General features: G+C 40.9%; 3 protein-coding genes. All 3 read left to right on the top strand.

The window, feature by feature from the left end:
- Positions 1 to 286: 286 nt before the first annotated feature.
- The gene (gene yhbH, locus LD39_RS03625; RefSeq protein ID WP_035542990.1) at positions 287 to 1,453 is read left to right on the top strand and encodes a sporulation protein YhbH; all 1,167 of its coding nucleotides are present in this window, start codon (positions 287 to 289) and stop codon (positions 1,451 to 1,453) included.
- A gap of 207 nt (positions 1,454 to 1,660) precedes the next feature.
- Entirely contained in the window at positions 1,661 to 3,955 is a 2,295-nt protein-coding gene (gene helD, locus LD39_RS03620; protein ID WP_052158713.1) for an RNA polymerase recycling motor HelD, read from the top strand.
- Positions 3,956 to 4,059: 104 nt separating this feature from the next.
- The coding region (locus LD39_RS03615; protein WP_035542988.1) for a cation:proton antiporter at positions 4,060 to 4,764 on the top strand (705 nt) is incomplete at its 3' end.

Genomic DNA, 4,764 nt, shown 5'->3' with positions numbered 1-4,764 from the left:
GGCGGGTTTTTTCTTTGCGAAAAACTGGCTTTTCCTACGTTAGGGAACAGAAACTATGAGAACGGGAACAGAGGAAAGGGGAACGGGAACAGAGGCGAGAAGACCGGGAACAGAGAAGAGTTGTTAAGGAACAGACATGTCCGCACTCCCCCAACTGTAACTTATCCACGCCAATCCTAATTCGAAGCGAATTTCACAAATAATACATACATATCTCAATATCTTTCATCCATTTACGTGGACCTGCATACGATAGAGTAATACTCGATTAGGAGGGAGAAATTTTATGGATGAAGAGAAGAGTTTCGTAATCGCCGAAGACGACTGGTCCCTCCATCGGAAAGGCTATGACGATCAACGGCGACATCAGGAAAAAGTGAAAGATGCGATGAATAAACAACTGCCGGATTTGATTACCGAAGAGAACATTGTTATGTCGAATGGGAAGCGTGTCGTCAAGATACCTATACGTTCGCTTGATGAATATAAGATTCGTTACAACTATGAGAAAAATAAACATGCAGGTCAAGGAGATGGAGACAGCGAGGTCGGTGATGTGGTCGCTCAAGCACCTCAGCCGTCGAAAGGAAAGCCTGGCGATGGCGATGGTGCTGGCGATCAAGCTGGCGAGGATTACTATGAAGCAGAGGTGTCTCTAGCTGAATTGGAGGAAGCTTTATTTAAAGAGTTGACGCTTCCGAACCTCGATGAAAAAGAGAAAGACAACATCGTTCATACCGATATTGAATTCAGTGATATTCGTAAAACGGGGTTGACTGGGAACATTGATAAGAAGCGGACGATGTTAGAAGCTTATAAAAGGAATGCTCTTGGTGGAGAGGCTTCTTTTTCTCCGATTTATCCAGAGGACATTCGATTTAAAACGTGGAATGAAAAAACGAAACCGCAATCGAAAGCTGTTGTCATAGCGATGATGGATACGAGCGGTTCAATGGGTCAATGGGAAAAGTATATGGCGAGAAGTTTCTTCTTTTGGATGAACCGCTTCTTAAATAAAAACTATGAAACCGTAGAAATAGAATTTGTTGCTCACCATACCCAGGCAAAAGTAGTCAGTGAAGAAGACTTTTTCTCGAAAGGAGAGAGTGGCGGTACAATTTGCTCATCTGCCTATCGCAAGGCTTTAGAGTTGATCAATACGAAGTATTCTCCAGAACGATATAACATCTATCCATTCCACTTCTCTGACGGAGATAATTTAACTTCGGATAACAAACGATGCCTGGCTTTAATTGAAGAGTTGATAGAAGTATCCCAAATGTTCGGGTATGGAGAGGTAAATCAATACAACCGTTCTTCCAGCTTAATGCAGGCGTATAAGGGGATTGATCATCCGAAATTCCGCTACTATATTTTACGCAAAAAAGCAGACGTTTTTCACGCGATGATGCAATTCTTCAGTGAAGAAAGTGCTGAACAAATTTTAAGTTAAAAAAGGAAAAGCCAAGCAACAGTGGTTGCTTGGCTTTTTTATTGTTTGATAAGTTAAATTTATCTTGTTTTCATCACGTAGCTCGTGTAAAATAAAGATCGTGCATCTTGTTCATTTATAATATTTATATTTACCCACAATAATTATATCATGATTTAAAAGGGAAGTCAAAGAGAGAATCAAAAAAGTGACGGAGTGGTGGTTCTATTGGATAAAAATATGGATTGGCAGCGAGAACAATCACGGATTAATTTTATTAAAGAATTAGTAGAAGAAAAGAAACAACAGGTGATTACGGATACTGCTTCTATGAAAGAAGATATATTCCAATTGCGAAAGGGCTTTTGGGACGATGTGACAGTGAATATTGACGAACCTGATGAAGCTGTTGAGACATACGCAAGTATTAAACAGCAAGCAGAATTATTGTCAGAGCGAGAACGTAGTTTCGGGCAGTTCCATAAACTTGTAGATATGTATGATCGTCAGCAGAACTCTCCCTATTTTGGGCGGATTGATTTTGTAGAGGACAAAGACAAAGAATCCGTCTATATTGGAATTGGTTCTTTAATGGATAAAGATAGAGAAGACTTTTTAATTTATGATTGGAGAGCTCCGATCTCAAGTATGTATTATGATTATTCTCCGGGGCCAGTTCGTTATGAGACACCTGAAGGGGAAGTTGAGGGAGAGATGGAACTTAAGCGCCAGTTCATCATTCGGGGCGGAGAGTTAAAAGGAATGTTTGACACAGGGATAACCATTGGAGATGAACTGCTGCAGCAAGCGCTTGGTGGAAATGCAAGTGCTCATATGAGAGGGATTGTGGCAACGATCCAAAAGGAACAAAATAAAATCATTCGTTATGGCCGTAATCAAATGCTTATCGTTCAGGGGGTGGCTGGAAGCGGGAAGACTTCTGCGGCTATGCAAAGGATCGCTTATTTACTTTATCGTGATCGCAAGTCGATTACAGCTGATCAAATTCTTTTATTCTCTCCGAACCATATGTTTATGAGCTACGTTTCTTCGGTTTTGCCTGAACTTGGCGAAGAGAATATGCGTCAGACGACTTTCAAGGAGTATGCAGCGGCTCGTATTGATCAGGAATTTATGATCGAAACACCATTTGAACAACTTGAATACTTGCTCGACCCACTAATAGATGACTGGTATGAAGAACGTGTCAATGCAATACAGCTTAAATCGACGCTCTCTTTTAAATATCGAATGGATGATTACTTAGAAGAATTACGACAAGCAGGTATGTACTTCAAAAACATTACGTTTAAAGGAAAGAAGATAATCACCGCCTCTGAATTGAGAAAATACTTTTATCGTTTGAACGGGAGTATGCCTAACAGGATTGAAAGTGTGAAACAGTGGATTCTACAAAAGTTAGAGGATGTAGAAAAAGAAGAAAGAACAAAAGACTGGCCTGTGGAGGAAGCAGCGTTATTGAGTAAAGAAGATTATTTAAACACCTTTAAAGAATTAGAAAGCCGGCAAAAGTTCAATGAAGAGACTTTTGATGATTTTGATAGGGAGCAGGAGCTTTTAGTCCAATTAGTCGTTGAACGATCGCTTCGTCCGTTGAGGAAGAAAGTAAAAAAATTAAAATTCATTCACATGAGGAAGCTTTATTACCAGTTTTATCAATCATTAAAGTCCGAAAGCGCATCTCTGGATGGAGTTGCTTCTTGTACTCAAGCTGCCCTTCGAAAGAAATATTTATATGCTGAGGATCTGACTCCTTTCCTTTATCTGAAGGACCAAATCGAGGGGAGAAGAGCGAATACGGATATTCGGCACATTTTTATTGATGAAGCTCAGGATTATTCTCCTTTTCAAATGGAATATATTCAACAGTTATTTCCTAATGCGCGATTTAATTTGTTAGGTGATTATAATCAAGCGATTCACACGCTCTACTCGGAAGTTCCAAGCGTTTTAGAGGAAACTCAAATGACTGGTAATGCAGAAAGGATTCTTTTAATGCGCAGTTATCGTTCTACTAAACCTATCGTTGAATTTACTAAGCCGATCATTCCTGGTGGTGACCAGATCGAAGCATTTAATCGTGATGGTGAAAAGCCTAGATTACATGAGGTCGGTATGGATATGATTGAACAGCTGGTAACGACGATCAACCATAGGCAGACAGAAGGATATGAAACGATCGCTGTTCTTACTCGGACGAAGAAAGCAGCGGTGAACTTGCATGGTCAATTAAGCAAGTTTGTAGATGGAAAACTAATTTATAAAGAATCGCAAACGTTCGAAAAAGGAATTCTTGTCCTGCCTGCTTATTTAGCAAAAGGCATCGAATTTGACGCTGTAATCATCCCGGATGGCTCGGATGTAACTTATAATCGGGAAGAAGAACGCAAACTTTTTTATACGGCATGTACTAGAGCGATGCATGAATTGGATATTTTTTATCAAAATGAAAAGACTCGATTCCTTAAGCAGGTGCCTGCGCATTTATATAGAGAGATTTAACGGACGACGGCTCTGAGTGATCGGAGTCTTTGAAGTTAAATCCATGCGTTCCAGGGTCATCTCTTGTAAAATAGAGGGATGAAAAGAAGAAGGGGTATCTGCAAATGATTCAGGAGATCTTAGAGTCCAATCAATTTATTATGCTCGTAGCACTTTTACTAATTATCAGTATAGTCGTAACCAAGTTTTCAACACGTCTGGGGGTGCCCTCCCTTGTTCTCTTTATCGCTGTTGGGATGATTGTAGGGAGTGATGGACTCGGGTTGCTGTACTTCGATAATCCGGAGGTAGCTCAGCTCGTCGGTGTCTTCGCATTGATCGTCATTTTATTCGAAGGTGGTATGCAAACAAAGTGGAATGATATTCGCTCTGTTATTGGCCCATCGGTCACTTTGGCAACAGTTGGCGTTGTTTTGACTACGGCGATCGTAGCGGTTGCAGCGAAATTCTTCTTAGGTATTACATGGCTCGAAGCATTACTCGTAGGCTCCATTATCGGATCAACGGATGCGGCGGCCGTTTTTGCGGTATTGAAAGGGAAGAATATTCGTGGCAAATTAGAAGCTACGCTTGAGGCAGAGTCGGGAACCAATGACCCGATGGCTGTTTTTCTTACGATTGCGTTTATTCAATTACTGACGGTGTCTGATTTGAACCTATGGGGAATGATTGGTTCATTCTTTTGGCAAATGGGGGCTGGCCTCGTAGTAGGAGCGGGGGTCGGATACCTGGCTAGTTATTCCTTGAACCGGATTAATTTAGATTCAAGTGGATTATACCCGCTGTTTGCTTTAGGGTTTGCCTTCTTG

The sequence above is a fragment of the Halobacillus sp. BBL2006 genome, assembly GCF_000786645.1.
Classification (GTDB): domain Bacteria; phylum Bacillota; class Bacilli; order Bacillales; family Halobacillaceae; genus Halobacillus.
The sequence above is the reverse complement of the archived record's forward strand: the minus strand, read 5'-3'. Positions and strand labels throughout refer to the sequence as shown.

Coding starts and splice junctions, on each gene's coding strand:
- yhbH (WP_035542990.1), top strand. CDS start 287: ATGGATGAAGAGAAGAGTTTCGTAATCGCCGAAGACGACTGGTCCCTC.